Source organism: Nocardiopsis sp. CNS-639 (assembly GCF_000381685.1).
In the GTDB taxonomy this organism is placed as follows: domain Bacteria; phylum Actinomycetota; class Actinomycetes; order Streptosporangiales; family Streptosporangiaceae; genus Nocardiopsis; species Nocardiopsis dassonvillei.
Genome location: NZ_KB906874.1, coordinates 18,757 through 33,648, shown reverse-complemented (window position 1 = coordinate 33,648; position 14,892 = coordinate 18,757). Strand labels below are relative to the sequence as shown.

Here is a 14,892-nt window from a genome sequence, read left to right as displayed (position 1 = left end):
GGTGATGGCGAGCCACGAGTTCACGAGCATCCGCTCACCCAGGATCAAGGGGGTTCGGCGGCTCGCCAAGCGCACCTTCCGCCAACGCGAGCGGCGCTTCCTCGCCGAGGGCCCGCAGGCTGTGCGCGAGGCCCTGGCCGCGGCGGTCGACGGTGCCCAGGGGCGGTCCCCCCACGGAGGGGCCGCCCCCGGCGTGGTCGAGGTCTACGCCACCGCGGAGGCCATGCAGCGCCACATCGACCTGGTGGACGCCGCCCGCGCGGTGGACGTGCCCACCCACAGGGTCAGCCTGGACGTGATGTCGGAACTGGCCCAGACGGTCACCCCGCAGGGGGTCATCGCCGTCTGCGAGTTCGTCGACGTCCCCCTGGAGCGGGTCGGCGACGTCCGCCTCGCGGCCGTGCTCTCCCACGTCCGCGACCCGGGCAACGCGGGCACGGTGCTGCGCACCGCCGACGCGGCCGGGGCCGACGTCGTCATCTTCACCGACGCCTCCGTCGACCCCTACAACGGCAAGTGCGTGCGGGCCTCCGCCGGAAGCCTGTTCCACCTGCCCGTGGTCGTGGGCGTCCCCGTGGCGCGCGCCGCCGACTTCCTGCGCGGCGTGGGCGCCCGGGTGTGGGCCGCGGACGGCAGCGGCCAGCGCGACCTGCACGCCGTCGCCGACAGCGGCGACCTGGACGGCCCGGTCGGCTGGGTGTTCGGCAACGAGGCCTGGGGACTGCCCGAGGAGACCGTCGCCCTGACCGACGGCGCGGTCAGCGTCCCGATCTACGGCGGGGCCGAAAGCCTGAATCTGGCCACCGCGGCCGCGGTCTGCCTCTACACCACCGCGCGGCAGCAGCGGCGTTCCTGAGCCGGGCCGGACGGGTTCGGATCGGCCCAGCTCACGACGCGCATGGTGACTGTGTGTAACGAGGCGGGCGCGTTCGCGGAACTCCCGTGCGCGGGCCCGGCCGCCGGTGCCCGTGCGGATTCCGGGTACCGGGTTCGCCCGAAGTGCACGTGCATCGGCACCGCGTGCCTATAGGGTCGGGGCCTGGGGATCGCGGGAGTGTCCATGCGCGTCGCGCGTGGGGTCCGACGGGCTACCCGTGTCGCGGGTGCGACGCCGTGTCCTTCCTGTCCCACCGGGCAGGCTTGACGACATGGTGTGAGCACGCGCCGTGTGCTGAGGCCCGTGATCCCCGTTCCCGGGCGACGGGCCGTCGCAGGGGGGCTTGTACGCTCGTCTGTCGTCGGGCGCCCGTTCCCGGGTCGCGAGGCGTACCAGGTGGAAGTGCAGGGTAGACAACCTGCGGTGGTGTCCACGGGTGTCGCGGATACGACCGGTCAGCGGTTCTCGGCCCAGGAGCCTGTGGTCGTGGACCTTCAAGGGGGGCGGGGAGAGGCGTGGGCAGCGGCCGGCAGGTGGACCACCCGGCGGAGGACTCGGGCAGCGGGACCGCTCACTCCCCGGACGACCCCGGGCACGGAGCCGGACCGGCCGTGGACGTCCCCGCCGAGAGCGCTCCCGGGCCCCGCGCGAGCGAGCGGGTCCCCGCGGCCCTGTGGGAGGTCGACGGCGGCTCGCCCGCCGGACCGGGCGGCACTCCGCTGCACGCCGACGACCTGCCCGACGGCGTCGTGGTGGCCGACTCCCGTGGTCGCGTCGTACTCTTCAACACCCAGGCCGCCCAGGTCCTGGGCATCCCCGCCGAGTCCGCCCTGGGCCGCGACTACCGCGCCGTCCTGCCCCTCGTGGGCGTCGACGGAAACGACTGGTGGCAGGCCAGCGACCCCTACGGCGGCGCGCGCGACCGCGTCCGCCAGGCCGAGCGCGCCCTCCTGCTGCCCGACGACCGCGAGGTGCTCGTCGCCGCGCGCTACGTACGCGCCCGCCCCGGGGGAGAGCTCGTCCGCCTGGTCATCACCCTGCGGGACGCCTCCGCGCACGCCGAGCGCTCCCGCGCCGACCTGGTCTCAGAGGTCGCCCACGAACTGCGCTCACCCCTGACCAGCGTCAAGGGCTTCACCTCGACCCTGCTCGCCAAGTGGGAGCGGCTCACCGACAAGCAGAAGCTGTTCATGCTGGAGACGGTCAACGCCGACGCCGACCGCGTCACCCGCCTCATCCACGACCTGCTCGACGTCTCCCGCATAGAGTCGGGCCGGTTGGAGGTGCGCCGCCAGGTGGTGGACCTGCCCGACGCCGTGCGCCGGGTCGTCGCCGGCCGGGTCGCCTCCGGCGAACCGGAGGAGCGCTTCCGGGTCGAGACCCGGGGGGAGCTGCCGCGCATGTGGCTCGACGCCGACAAGATCGAGCAGATCCTGGCCAACCTCGTGGAAAACGGGGTGCGGCACGGCGCTGGTACTGTCAGTGTGGTGATCGAGCCCTGCGAGGGAGGAACAGCGGTGTCGGTGCGCGACGAGGGCCAGGGCATAGCGCCCGAGACCATTCCGCGCGTCTTCCGCCAGTTCTGGCGCAGCAAGCGCCGGGGCGGGACCGGCCTCGGACTGTTCATCGTCAAGGGCCTCGTCGAGGCCCACGGCGGCACGATCACCGTCGGACGCGCCCCCAGCGGCGGCGCGGAGTTCCGATTTACCATGCCCGCCGGGGCACCCGAGTTCGTCTGAGGCACTCAGACCCTCCAGCCTCCCCGGTGGGCGCAACGGCGTGCCCCGGGCTCGGTGACACACGTCCTCGGCCGGGCCCGCCCGAAATCCGCCTGTGCTCTTCCTGTCGGCTTCGTCCGCCCCGCCGCGGACCGTGACTGCCGCCCGTCCTCCAAGCCGGGGACGTCGGCGGCGAGGCAACCAACCATGTCTGCACCGAACAATTCCTTCGACCCCGTCGAGGTGACCTCCCTGCACCCCGACGAGGTCGCCCGCATGCGCGAGGAGGCGCTGGCCGCCGTCGAGGCGGCAGCCGACCTCGCCGAACTCAAGGAGGTCCGGCTCGCGCACGCCTCGGACCGCTCCCCGCTGGCCCTGGCCAACCGGGAGATCGGCGCCCTCCCCCCCGCGGCCAAGGCCGACGCGGGCAAGCGCGTGGGCGGCGCCCGCCGCGACGTCGGCCAGGCGCTCAAGGCCCGCCAGGCCGTCCTGGAGGCCGAGCGCGACGAGCGCGTGCTCATCGAGGAGCGCGTCGACGTCACCCTGCCCTGGGACCGGGCGCCGCGCGGCTCCCGCCACCCGCTGACCACCGTCGCCGAGCGGGTGGCCGACATCTTCGTCGGCATGGGCTTCGAGATCGCCGAGGGCCCCGAGGTCGAGGCCGAGTGGTTCAACTTCGACGCCCTCAACTTCAAGCCCGACCACCCCGCCCGCACCATGCAGGACACCTTCTTCGTGCAGGGCCCGGACGGGGGCGAGGCCGGCCTGGTCATGCGCACGCACACCTCGCCGGTGCAGATCCGCGCCCTGCTCTCGCGGGAGCTGCCGGTGTACGTGGTCGCGCCCGGCAAGACCTTCCGCACCGACGAGCTCGACGCCACCCACAGCCCCGTCTTCCACCAGCTGGAGGGCCTGGTCGTGGACCGGGGCGTCACCCTGGCCCACCTGCGCGGGGCCATCGACGCCTACGTCGAGGGCGTGTTCGGCGAGGGACTGCGCACGCGCTTCCGCGCCTCCTACTTCCCCTTCACCGAGCCCTCCGCCGAGGTCGACATGGAGTGCTTCGTGTGCCGGGGCGCCTCCGTGGGCGACCCGGACGCGCCCTGCCGCACCTGCTCCAGCGAGGGCTGGATCGAGATCGGCGGCTGCGGCGTGGTCAACCCCCGCGTGCTCACCGCCGCGGGCGTGGACCCCGAGGTCTACACGGGCTGGGCCTTCGGCCTGGGAATCGAACGGACACTGATGTTCGCGCACGGGGTGCGCGACATGCACGACATGGTCGAGGGCGACATCCGCTTCACCTCGGCGTTCGGGAGTGAGAACTGATGCGCGTCCCCCTGAGCTGGCTGCGGGAGTACGTCGACCTTCCGGTCGGCACCACCGCCCGCGAACTCGCCGGCCGCCTCACGCTGGCGGGCCTGGAGGTCGAGACCGTCGACGAGCTCGGCTCCGACATCACCGGCCCCATCGTGTACGGCCGCGTGCTGGAGATCGAGGAGCTGACCGGGTTCAAGAAGCCCATCCGCTACTGCCGGGTGGACGTGGGCGGGGCCAACGGCACCGGAGAGCCGCAGGAGATCGTCTGCGGCGCCCGCAACTTCTCCGAGGGCGACCTGGTCGTGGTCTGCCTGCCCGGCGCCGAACTGCCCGGCGGCTTCCGGATCGGCGCGCGCAAGACCTACGGCCGGATGTCGGCGGGCATGATCTGCTCGGCCAGCGAGCTGGGCCTGTGGGAGGACCACAGCGGCATCATCGTGCTGCCCGAGGGCTTCGGCGCGGTGGGCGAGGACGCCATCGGGCCGCTCGGCCTGCGCGAGGACGTCCTGGACATCGCCGTCACGCCCGACCGCGGCTACGCGCTGTCCCTGCGCGGCGTGGCCCGCGACGCCGCCGCGCTGTACGGGGTGGACTTCCACGACCCGGCCGACGTCGCCGTCGCCGAGTCCGGCGGCGAGGGCCACCCCGCCGAGATCGACCCGGACCTGTGCGACCGCTACGTCCTGCGCGGCGCCACCGGGTTCGACCCCGACGCGCCCAGTCCGCTGTGGATGAAGCGCCGCCTGCACCAGTGCGGCGTGCGCCCCATCTCCCTGGCCGTCGACGTCACCAACTACGTGATGCTCGAACTCGGCCAGCCGCTGCACGCCTGGGACCGCGCCCAGCTGCGGGGGGCCCTGCGGGTGCGCGCCGCCGAGGCGGGGGAGAAGCTGGAGACCCTGGACCACGTCCAGCGCTCCCTGGACACCGACGACATCGTCATCGCCGACGACAGCGGCCCGGTCAACATCGCCGGGGTCATGGGCGGCCTGACCACGGAGATCTCCCTGACCAGCACCGAGGTGCTGGTCGAGGCCGCGCACTTCGACGCCATGCACATCGCCCGCTCCTCGCGGCGCCACCAGCTGTCCTCGGAGTCCTCCCGCCGTTTCGAGCGGGGCGTGGACTCGGCCGTGCAGCTGGCCGCCGCCACCCGCGCGGTCGAACTGCTCGCGGAGTTGGGCGGCGCCACCGTCGAGACCGCCTACACCCACCTGGACCGCACCGCCGCGCGCGAGCCGGTCACGGTACGGGCCTCCCACGCGGGCGCCGTCGCCGGGGTGGACTACCCCGAGGGCACCACGCAGCGCTGGCTGCGCGCCGTCGGCTGCGAGGTGGAGGCCGACGGGGACCTGCTGAGGGTCGTTCCGCCCAGTTGGCGACCCGACATCACCGACCCCAACGACCTCGCCGAGGAGGTCATCCGCTTCGAGGGTTACGAGAACATCCCCTCGATCCGCCCGCGCGCCTCGGGCCGCGGCCTGACCGCGAGCCAGCGTCTGCGCCGCGCGGTCGGCCGTACCCTGGCCGGGACCGGCTTCCACGAGGTGCTGAACTACCCCTTCGTCGGTGAACGCGACCTCGACGGCCTCCAGTTGGCGGCCGACGACGACCGCCGCGTCGCCCTGCGCCTGGCCAACCCGCTCAACGAGGGCGAGCCGCTGCTGCGCACCACGCTGCTGCCGGGGCTGTTCAAGGCGCTGGCCCGCAACACGGGCCGCGGGTTCACCGACGTGGCCCTGTACGAGACGGGCCTGGTCTACCGGCCTAAGCCCGGCGCCCCCCGCGCTCCCATGCTCGCGGTGGACCGCGGGCCCGACGCCGAGGAGCTGGCCCGGATCGAGGCGGCCCTGCCGGACCAGCCGCGCCGGGTGGGCGCGGTGATCTCCGGCCACGCCGAACGCGCCGGATGGTGGGGCCCGGGCCGGGAGGCCGGCTGGGCCGACGCGATCCAGACCGCGCGCGACGTCGCCCGCGTGGCGGGGGTCGAGCTGGAGGTCGAGGCCGACCAGCACGCCCCGTGGCACCCGGGCCGCTGCGCCGCGCTGTACGTGCGCGTGGACGGCGAGCGCCTGCTCGTGGGCCATGCCGGAGAGCTGCACCCGCGTACCGTCCAGGCCTTCGGGCTGCCCGAGCGCACGGCCGCGGTGGAGGTCGAACTCGACCGGATCGAGCGGGCCCGCACCCCGGTCACCGCGCCGGAGATCTCCACGTACCCGGTGGCCACGCAGGACGTGGCCCTGGTCGTGGACTCCTCGGTGCCGGTCGGGCGGGTCAGCGCCGCGCTGGCCGAGGGCGCCGGTGAACTGCTGGAGAGCGTGCGCCTGTTCGACGTCTACACCGGCGACCAGGTCGGCGAGGGCAGCAAGTCGGTGGCCTTCGCCCTGCGCTTCCGGGCCGCCGACCGGACGCTGACGGCGGAGGAGGCCGGAGCGGCCCGCGACGCGGCCGTCGCCCTGGCGACCGAGCGCACGGGGGCCGTCCTGCGCGGCTGACGCGGAAGGGCTGTTCCGCGCGGTCGAGGCGCGGGTGTTTGGGTCAGGGCGGGGCCGGTCACTTCCCGAGTACGGGGTGGCCGGCCCCGCCCTCGTGTGTACGCGGGGCCGCGCGCCGCGTGTGGCGCGCAGGTCGCACACCGTCACGCCACGCCAGCCGTGTCGGTGAAAGCTCCGGTGGCGGGCCCAGATTCCAGATTGTTTTTCGGCGAGTTTTTCCAGCCCAGCAAGGGTTTTGGCGCTGACCCCCGAGGGTAACCGGAATGAAGTTTGTGTTTCGGGGCATGGATCTTCGTTTTGGCTCTTGCTGTGAAGCGGGTCGCACGCTTAGCCTGCAAGCACCTGCCACCAACGGGCGCCCGTGTGCAGGCTGGATCAACCTGAGTTTTCCACTGCGCTCTCGCGCATGACACGGCTCGGAGGTCGCCATATGACCGAAACGGTTGTCTCGTCCGCACTCACTCCCACGCAACAGCGGGAGCCCAGCCGTCTCTGGCACACCTTCTGCGATATGAACACGGTGGTCAGGGGTCCGGAGTTCATGGTGGCCCGCGCCGAGGGCGTGTGGCTCTGGGACAGCTCCGGGGACCGCTACCTGGACGGTACCGCCAGCCTCTGGTACTGCAACGTCGGCCACGGCCGTACCGAGATCGCGGACGCGGTCCACCGCCAGATCAGCACCCTGGACGCCTACACGGTCTACGGGGACTTCGCCAACGGGCCCGCCGTGGAACTGTGCGAACGCCTGGCCTCGCACGCCCCGGTGGCCGACCCGCGGGTGATCCTGACCTGCGGGGGAGGGGAGTCCATCGACACGGCCGCCAAGCTGGCGCGGCGGTACTGGGCGGTGACCGGCCAGCCCGGGCGCACCCACCTGATCAGCCGGACCGGCGGTTACCACGGTCTGCACGGGTTCGGCACGAGCATCTCGGGCATGGACCGGTTCCGCAGCGGCTACGGCAGGCTGGTCGAGGACACCTCCGTGGTGCCCCACGACTCGGCCGAGGCCCTGGAGGCCGAGATCCTCAGGGTCGGCCCCGAGCGGGTCGCGGCCTTCTTCGCCGAGCCGGTGGTCGGCGCGGGCGGGGTCTTCCTGCCGGAGGAGAACTACTTCGCCGAGGTGTCGCGGATCTGCCACAAGTACGGCGTGCTGTTCGTCGTGGACAGCGTCATCTGCGGTTTCGCCCGGCTGGGGAACTGGTTCGGCATCGAGCGCTTCGGTGTCGACCCGGACATGATCGTCTTCGCCAAGGGCGTCTCCAGCGGGTACCTGCCGCTGGGCGGCGTCGTGGTCAGCGGACGCGTGGCCGACCCCTTCTACAACGGGGAGGGCAACCCGTTCCTGCACGGAACCACCTACGCCGGACACCCGACGGCGTGCGCGGCGGCGATGGCCAACCTGGACATCCTGGAGCGCGAGGACCTGTTCACGGTGTCGCTGGAGATCGAGCGCCAGCTGGACGGCGCCCTGCGCGGCCTGGCCGACCACCCGATGGTGGCCGAGGTCCGCTCGGGCCTGGGCGTCATGGGCGCGGTGGAACTCACCGAGGAGGCACTGAACGAGCGGGGGATCACCACCCAGGAGGTGTTCACCGAGGCGCGGGCCCGCGGTGTGATCGTACGGCCGATCCCGACGGCGCTGCTCGTCTCGCCGCCGCTCATCATCACCTGGGAGCAGATCGACCACATGGTGTCCACCCTGTCGGCCGCGCTGGACGCGGTCGCGGCCCGACACTGACCACGGGGCCCCGCCGTGTCGCCGGCGGGGCCCCGTGGAGGAGACCTCGTTCCGAGGCCGCCCTCCTCCGCCCCCTTCCCACAGCCGCCTTCCCGACCCGGTGCGCGACTCCGCGCGCCGGGTGTGACGTGTTCGGGACAAATCCACTGGGCGAAACGTTCCGCGTCGAGTAAAATTTACTGGGAAGATATTTCTTGTGGGTTGGATGCGCGTCGGCGTCCGCCCCGGGGAGGGACAGGGAGCGGACATGACCACAGAGCCGATCGAGGCCACGGGCAGCGCGAGCGGGGCGGGTGACACGGGCGGCGCGACGAGCGACGACGACCTCATCACCGCATGGGGGCTGGTCCACGAGGCCATGAACGTCGTTCAGCCCAAGCTCCTGGGCGGCATCACCCCGGACGGCAAGGACATGGCCGGGCCGTGGTTCGAGGTGCTCATACGCCTCCAGCGCACCCCCGGCCACCGGTTGCCCATGAGCCGCCTGGCCCGTGAGGTCAGCCTGAGCACGGGCGGGTTCACCAAGCTTGCGGACCGCCTGGAGCGCGAGGGCTACCTGGAACGGGAGAACTGCGCCTCGGACCGCCGGGTCGTCTACGCCGTCCTCACCGACAGCGGCCTGGACTTCATCGGCCAGGCGCGCACCAGACACGTCGAACGGCTGCGCGAACACGTCCTGGGCCCGCTCGGCGAGGACGGGGTGCACCAGCTCGCCGCCATCGCGCGTACGCTCCGTGACAGCTCCTGCTGCTGACGGCGCGTTCGTGTCGGAACTCTCGGTAGCCGAATCCACGCCCTGCCGGTGCGCCACCGGACCCGAAGGCGGGGAGGACATCCCACCGGCCGCCGTTCCCGTGTAGGTTGGCGGAAGTTCGTGGGTCCCGCGGGGTGGACCGTGAGCGCACAGTTTTTCGGGGGGAAACATGGGACTGTTCACTACTGCCGCGCAGATGAGAGCGATTCCACGGTCCTCGCGCTTCGCCAACGGAGGCGTCTCCTTCTGGTTCCGCGAGACCGGGCTCCCCGAGCGCCGCGCACCCCTGCCCGGCACCGCTGACTACGACGTCTGCGTGGTCGGAGCCGGGTACACGGGCCTGTGGACCGCCTACTACCTCAAGAAGGAGCAGCCGGACCTGCGCGTGGCGGTGGTCGAACGCGAGTTCGCCGGGTTCGGCGCCTCGGGCCGCAACGGAGGGTGGCTGTCCGCGGAGTTCGCGGGCTCCCGCGAGCGTTACGCGCAGTCACACGGCAAGGCCGCGATGGTCGCCCTGCAACGGGCGATGATGGACACCGTCACCGAGGTGGTCTCGGTCGCCGAGGCCGAGGGCGTCGACGCCGACGTCGTCCGCGGCGGCATGCGCCTGGTGGCCACCAACGCCGCCCAGCGCCAGCGCCTGGCCGAGGACATCGAGTACCTCCAGGAGTGGGGCTACTGGCCCGACGACATCCACCTGCTCGACGGTGAGCACGAGCCCCGGCTGTCGGTGTCCGGGGCCGTCGCCTGCGCCTACTCGCCGCACGCCGCCCGCGTGCAGCCCGCCAAGCTGGTCACGGGGCTGGCCCGGGTGGTGGAGGACCTGGGCGTGGCCCTCTTCGAGGGCACCGAGGTGGAGGAGATCCGCCCCCGCCAGGGCGCGGCCCGCCCAGCGGTCGTCACCGGGCACGGCACCGTCTACGCCGACCACGTCGTGCGCGCCACCGAGGGCTTCACCTCCACCCTGCGCGGCCAGCGCCGCGACTGGCAGCCGGTGAACTCCTCGATGATCGTCACCGAGCCCGTTCCCGCCGAACTGTGGGAGAAGATCGGCTGGGAGGGCCGGGAGCTGCTGGGCGACACCGCCCACTCCCACGTCTACGCCCAGCGCACGGCCGACGACCGCATCGCGATCGGCGGGCGCGGCGTCCCGCACCGCTTCGGCTCGGCCCAGGAGGAGGGCGCCACCCAGCCGCAGGCCATCGCCGAACTGTGGCGGGCGCTCACCCGCATGTTCCCCGACGTGGCCGACGTGCCGGTCGAGCACGCCTGGTCCGGCGTGCTGGGGGTGCCGCGCGACTGGCGTCCCACCGTGCATATGGACGCCGAGACCGGCCTGGGCTGGGCGGGCGGCTACGCGGGCAGCGGCGTGGCCGCCAGCAACCTGGCCGGGCGCACCCTGCGCGACCTGGTCCTGCGCCGCGAGACCGACCTGACCCGCCTGCCGTGGGTGGGCCACCGCGACCGCGGCTGGGAGCCCGAGCCCCTGCGCTGGGTGGGCACGCAGGTCATCCACGGGCTGTACCGGAGCGCCGACCGCCGCGAGTCGCGGACCGAGGACAGGGCGCACACCTCGCGTCTGGCCGGGATCGCCACCCGTATCTCGGGCCGCTGACGCGGGGAGTGGCGCGGGGAGGTCGTACGCCAGCCCCCGGGGCCTTCCCGCCAGCCCGGGTTCCAGGGGGCGTGGTCGCTGTCACCGGGAGGTCCCGCGCCGACCGCGCTGACTCCAGGCTCAGCCCGGCTTCTACGGGTGCCTGGCCGGGGTCGCCCGAAAAGGGGCACCCCCGGTGCGGACGGGGAATCCGTACGCACACGGACGCGTGGTGACGGCCACCGGAGCGCTCTGCCCTGGCCCCGGGGGCATTCCCAGCACACCGATCGGTCGCCATGAGACCCCGCGCACAGTGGTGGGGGCCTCGGCGAATCTGGTTGCATACATTTGCATGTGAGTGCATGATAGTTCAGTCGAACTGATCAGGGGGCACCACCATGGGACACACAGCGGCCATCGCCGGAGCCAGCGGCTACGCGGGAGGCGAGCTGCTGCGCCTGCTCCTGGGACACCCCGAGATCTCCATCGGCGCGGTCACCGCAGGAGGCAACGCCGGGACCCCCCTCATCCAGCACCAGCCGCACCTGCTGCCGCTGGCCGACCGGATCCTGGCGCCCACCACCGTCGAGGAGCTGCGCGGCCACGACGTCGTCTACCTGGCCCTCCCGCACGGCCAGTCCGCCGACATCGCCCAGCAGCTCGGCGACGACACCCTCGTGGTCGACTGCGGCGCCGACTTCCGCCTCAACGACGCCGCCGCCTGGGAACGCTTCTACGGCACCCCGCACGCCGGGACCTGGCCCTATGGTCTCCCCGAACTCCCCGGACAGCGCGAGCGACTCACCGGCGCCCGCCGCGTCGCCGTCCCCGGCTGCCACGTCACCGTCGCCACACTGGCCCTCTTCCCGGGACTGGCCGAACAGCTCGTCGAGCCCGACCTGACCGTCGTCGCCGTCACCGGCACCTCCGGCGCGGGCAAGGCGCCCAAGCCCAACCTCGTCGGCAGCGAGGTCATGGGCGCGCTCAGCCCCTACGGGGTCGGCGGCACCCACCGGCACAACCCCGAGATCGTCCAGAACCTCACCGCGGTCACCGGCGAACCGGTCCGGCTCTCCTTCACCCCGGTCCTGGCCCCGCTGCCCCGCGGCATCCTGGCCACCTGCACCGCGCCCCTGAAGGAGGGCGTCACCGCCGAGCGGGTCCGCGCGGCCTACCAGACCGCCTACGCCGACGAGCCCTTCGTCCACCTGCTCCCCGAGGGCACCTGGCCCAGCACCGCCATGACGCTCGCCGCCAACACCACCCTCGTGCAGGTCACCGTCGACCCCGACGCGGGCCGCATGGTCGCCGTCGCCGCCCTGGACAACCTCACCAAGGGCACCGCGGGCGGCGCCGTCCAGAGCACCAACCTCGCCCTCGGCCTGCCCGAGGACACCGGCCTCCCGCTCGCGGCGGTCGCCCCGTGAGCGTCACCGCGCCCCGCGGCTTCCGGGCGGCCGGGGTCGCCGCCGGGCTCAGGGACGGCGGCGCCCGGGACGTCGCCGTGGTCGTCAACGACGGCCCCTCCCGTGCCGCCGGAGCCGTCTTCACCGCCGCCGAGGACAGGGCCGCCCCCGTCCTGTGGTCCCAGCAGGTCCTCCTCGGCGAGCGCGTGCGCGCCGCCGTCATCGACTCCGGCGGGGGCGACGCGGGCTTCCAGGAGGTCCACGCCGCCGCCGAGCACACCGCGGACCTGCTCGACGACTCCGCCGCCGAGGTCGTGCTCTGCTCCGCCGGACCCGTGGGCGGGCGCACCGGTCCCGACGCCCTGCTCCGGGGCGTCACCGCCGCCCTGGCCCAGGCCTCGCGCGGCGGCGGGCTGGACGCCGCGGACGCGATCCGCACCACCGACACCGTCGCCAAGATCGCCTTCCGGCGCGGCGACGGCTACACCGTCGGCGCCATGGCCAAGGGCCCGGACGCCTCCCTGTCCACCGCGCTGTGCGTGCTCACCACCGACGCCGACGTCACCGCCGACCAGTGCCGACGCCTGCTCGCCGACGCCGTCGCGGCCTCCCTCGACCCCCTGACCGCCGCCAACGACACCGTGCTGCTCATGGCCAGCGGAGCCAGCGGCACGTCCCCCCGCGAGGACGACCTCGCCGCACTGCTCACCGAGGTGCTGGCCGAGCTGGCCACCCAGCTGCGCGCCGACACCCCCGCCACCGACCACGACCGGGCCCAGAACTCATGATCGCGCGCTCACCCCACACCACCGACGACCCGGCCAGGGCCCATGCCCTGGACAAGGCGGCCCACCTCATCGAGGCGCTGCCCTGGCTCTCCCGCTTCCACGGCCGCACCGTCGTGGTCAAGTACGGCGGCAACGCCATGATCAGCGAGGAACTGCGGGCCCGCTTCGCCGAGTCCGTCGTCTTCCTGCGCTACGCGGGCCTGCGCCCCGTCGTCGTGCACGGCGGCGGACCCCAGATCAGCGCCCAGCTCGAACGCGCCGGGGTGGAGTCCACCTTCACCGCCGGGCTGCGCGTGACCACCGACGAGGCCATGGACATCGTCCGCATGGTCCTCACCGGCCAGGTCAACCGCGAGATCGTCGGCCTGGTCAACCAGCACGGCCCCTTCGCCGTCGGCATGTCCGGCGAGGACGCCAACCTGCTGTCCGCCGTGCGCAAGACCGTCGAGGTGGACGGAGAGACCGTCGACATCGGCCGCGTCGGCGAGATCACCGGGGTCGACCCCGGAGCCGTCGCCGCGCTCCTGGACGACGGCCGCATCCCCGTGGTCTCCAGCGTCGCCCGCGCCGACGACGGCGGCGTCTACAACGTCAACGCCGACACCGCCGCCTCCGCCCTCGCGGTGGCCCTGGGCGCCAGCAAGCTCATCGTGCTCACCGACGTCGAGGGCCTGTTCTCCGACTACCCCAGCAACACCGAGCTGATCAGCCGTCTGAACGCCGACGAGCTGCGCGCGCTGCTGCCCTCCCTGTCCTCGGGGATGCTCCCCAAGATGGAGGCCTGCCTGAACGCCGTGGAGGGCGGCGTCCCCCAGGCCCACATCATCGACGGCCGCGTGCCCCACTCCCTGCTCCTGGAGGTCTTCACCGACCAGGGCGTGGGCACCATGGTCGCCGACGAGGAACTGGAGGCCGCCCTGCTCGCGGGCAACGACCACGCTCCGCGCCCCTGGCGCAACAACCACACCACCGTCACCAACGCAGGAGGCGCACAGTGACCAACGGTTCCCACCTGCGCGAGCGCTTCGCGGCCTCGCTCATGCCCACCTACGGCGTCCCGCCCATCGCCCTCACCCTCGGGCGCGGCTGCGAGGTCTACGACGCCGACGGCCGCCAGTACCTCGACCTCATCGCCGGGATCGCCGTCTCCAGCCTCGGACACGGGCACCCCGCACTGGTCAAGGCGGTCGCCCACCAGGCGGCCACGCTCGCCCACACCAGCAACCTGTTCGTCCACGAACGCGAGGTCCAACTGGCCGAGCGCCTGATCGGCCTCGTGGGCGGCGACGCCAAGGTCTTCTTCACCAACTCCGGCACCGAGGCCAACGAGGCCGCGCTCAAGCTGGTCAAGCGCGCCGCCGGGCCCGGCCGCCACTACTTCGTCGCCGCGTCCCACGGCTTCCACGGCCGCACCTCCGGCGCCCTCGCCCTCACCGGCAAGGAGGCCATCCGCGAGCCCTTCGGCCCCTTCGGCATGGACGTGCGCTTCGTGCCCCACGGCGACCTGGACGCCCTCGCCGAAGCCGTCGACGAGCACTGCGTCGCGGTGTTCACCGAACCCACCCAGGGCGAGGCCGGGGTCGTCCCCGCCCCCGAGGGATACCTCGCCGGGGTCCGGCGGATCTGCGACGACACCGGCGCCGCCTTCGTCCTCGACGAGATCCAGAGCGGCATCGGCCGCACCGGCCTCTGGTTCGCCCACCAGGCCGAGGACGTGCGTCCCGACGTGCTCACCCTCGCCAAGGGCCTGGGCGGCGGCCTGCCCATCGGCGCCTGCGTCGGCTTCGGCCGCTACGCCGACGCCTTCGCCAAGGGCGACCACGGCTCCACCTTCGGCGGCAACCCGGTGGCCTGCGCGGCGGCCCTCGCCGTCCTCGACACCATCGAGAGCGAGAACCTGCTCGCCCACACCGCCGTCATGGGCGACCTGCTCGCCGAGCAGCTCGACACCATCGACCACCCCCTGCTGGCCGGACAGCGCGGCAGCGGACTGTGGCGGGCCCTGGAGCTCACCGCACCGCACGCCGCCCACGTGCAGGAACAGGCGGCCGTCCGCGGTTTCCTCGTCAACGCCGTGGCGCCGCACGCGATCCGGATCGCCCCGCCCCTGGTCATCACACCCGAACAGATCGGCCTGTTCATCGAGGCGCTGCCCACCATCCTGGACGCAGCCGAGGCCGCAGCGACGAAGGAGCAGCAGTAGCC

The 14,892-nt window shown here is 73.1% G+C and carries 11 protein-coding genes; all 11 read left to right on the top strand.

The genetic code is table 11. The features are described 5' to 3' along the window. The first annotated feature begins 4 nt into the window (after positions 1-4). The gene (locus G011_RS0124345; protein WP_019610752.1) at positions 5-856 is read left to right on the top strand and encodes an RNA methyltransferase; all 852 of its coding nucleotides are present in this window, start codon (positions 5-7) and stop codon (positions 854-856) included. Between the two features lie 536 nt (positions 857-1,392). After that, complete coding sequence (locus tag G011_RS0124340; RefSeq protein ID WP_019610751.1) at positions 1,393-2,616, top strand: HAMP domain-containing sensor histidine kinase; 1,224 nt, start codon at positions 1,393-1,395, stop codon at positions 2,614-2,616. Positions 2,617-2,802: 186 nt separating this feature from the next. Further along, complete coding sequence (gene pheS / locus G011_RS0124335; RefSeq protein WP_026338618.1) at positions 2,803-3,921, top strand: phenylalanine--tRNA ligase subunit alpha; 1,119 nt, start codon at positions 2,803-2,805, stop codon at positions 3,919-3,921. Continuing rightward, positions 3,921-6,407, top strand: a complete 2,487-nt coding sequence (gene pheT, locus G011_RS0124330) for a phenylalanine--tRNA ligase subunit beta (RefSeq protein ID WP_019610749.1) — start codon at positions 3,921-3,923, stop codon at positions 6,405-6,407. The genes pheS and pheT overlap by 1 nt, the downstream gene beginning before the upstream one ends. Before the next feature lie 511 nt (positions 6,408-6,918). Next, complete coding sequence (locus tag G011_RS0124325) at positions 6,919-8,145, top strand: aspartate aminotransferase family protein (RefSeq protein WP_019610748.1); 1,227 nt, start codon at positions 6,919-6,921, stop codon at positions 8,143-8,145. 247 nt (positions 8,146-8,392) lie between these two features. Beyond that, complete coding sequence (locus G011_RS0124320; protein WP_026338617.1) at positions 8,393-8,899, top strand: MarR family winged helix-turn-helix transcriptional regulator; 507 nt, start codon at positions 8,393-8,395, stop codon at positions 8,897-8,899. Between the two features lie 196 nt (positions 8,900-9,095). After that, positions 9,096-10,514: an FAD-binding oxidoreductase gene (locus G011_RS0124315; protein WP_019610746.1), complete on the top strand. Its 1,419-nt coding sequence runs from the start codon at positions 9,096-9,098 to the stop codon at positions 10,512-10,514. 377 nt (positions 10,515-10,891) lie between these two features. Further along, positions 10,892-11,920 carry an N-acetyl-gamma-glutamyl-phosphate reductase gene (argC, locus tag G011_RS0124310; RefSeq protein WP_019610745.1) on the top strand — a complete coding sequence of 343 codons (1,029 nt, stop codon included), beginning with the start codon at positions 10,892-10,894 and terminating at the stop codon, positions 11,918-11,920. Continuing rightward, complete coding sequence (locus tag G011_RS0124305) at positions 11,917-12,687, top strand: bifunctional ornithine acetyltransferase/N-acetylglutamate synthase (protein WP_019610744.1); 771 nt, start codon at positions 11,917-11,919, stop codon at positions 12,685-12,687. The genes argC and G011_RS0124305 overlap by 4 nt, the downstream gene beginning before the upstream one ends. Next, positions 12,684-13,685 carry an acetylglutamate kinase gene (gene argB, locus G011_RS0124300; RefSeq protein WP_019610743.1) on the top strand — a complete coding sequence of 334 codons (1,002 nt, stop codon included), beginning with the start codon at positions 12,684-12,686 and terminating at the stop codon, positions 13,683-13,685. Before G011_RS0124305 ends, argB begins: the two co-directional genes overlap by 4 nt. Continuing rightward, positions 13,682-14,890: an acetylornithine transaminase gene (locus G011_RS0124295; protein WP_019610742.1), complete on the top strand. Its 1,209-nt coding sequence runs from the start codon at positions 13,682-13,684 to the stop codon at positions 14,888-14,890. Before argB ends, G011_RS0124295 begins: the two co-directional genes overlap by 4 nt. The last annotated feature ends 2 nt before the right edge of the window (positions 14,891-14,892 follow it).